The sequence below is a fragment of the Shewanella sp. 125m-7 genome (assembly GCF_052977045.1).
Map to the genome: position 1 here is coordinate 1 of NZ_JBRILQ010000104.1, position 761 is coordinate 761.

The 761-nt window shown below is 40.9% G+C and carries 1 protein-coding gene; it reads right to left on the bottom strand.

Annotated features, from left to right (window positions below; genetic code table 11):
* A partial coding sequence (locus ACVBIL_RS20610; RefSeq protein WP_447168795.1) for an IS4 family transposase occupies positions 1-595 on the bottom strand: 595 nt, incomplete at its 3' end.
* Positions 596-761: the final 166 nt, after the last annotated feature.

Below are 761 nucleotides of genomic sequence, written 5' to 3' on the forward strand. Positions count from 1 at the left end.
CACTATGATTAGGCGTGGTTTCTATCAATTGCTCCGCAAGTATCATTTCATTGACGTTATAGTCATCAAAAGCACTTCCTGTAATCAAGTGACTGCTTAATTCCATCTGACAAACCATTCTTACTTGCGGATATTGCGTATTTTTTTGACGTGAAAATGCTTCATTATTCTTTGGGCTATCTGGGGCTCGCCAAACCACACCATCAACCCCCAAGAGCGTTAGCCCATTCCAATGAGGCAAATGAGCGCTGGCTAGCCAAGACGAAGTCATTCGTTGAAATACGGCCTTCATTGCTGCCTGACCAAGTGTTTTGCGGCGTTGAGTTAATGCACTTGGTGCGACAAATGCTTTCCCTGTTCTATCAACAATATCAAGTTGATTAACTAGGTCTTTCATGGGCTTATCATTATAAATAGCCATACCGACGAGTAACCATACCATGGATTCCAAAGTTAATTTGCGTTTACGCATGGTCACAGTGGCAGTCAGAGAATAGGCTTCATCAATAAGCTCTAGAGGAAGTAAGTCAGCCAACGTTTCAATATTATTCGGCTTCCAATCATTGATGATATTAAGTGCTTGAGATACGTCCATAAAAAAATCCGAGTGTTTAAAAACACTCGGATTTTGCCATCTTATAAAGATCGGTCAACCGATCAATAAACTGCTAAATGATCGGCATTAGTGCTGAGCACGCTTTTTTGAGCAGAGGCCATAAAATTAGTGATTAATCACTCGAGGCAACTCTTTTTCTTCTTCT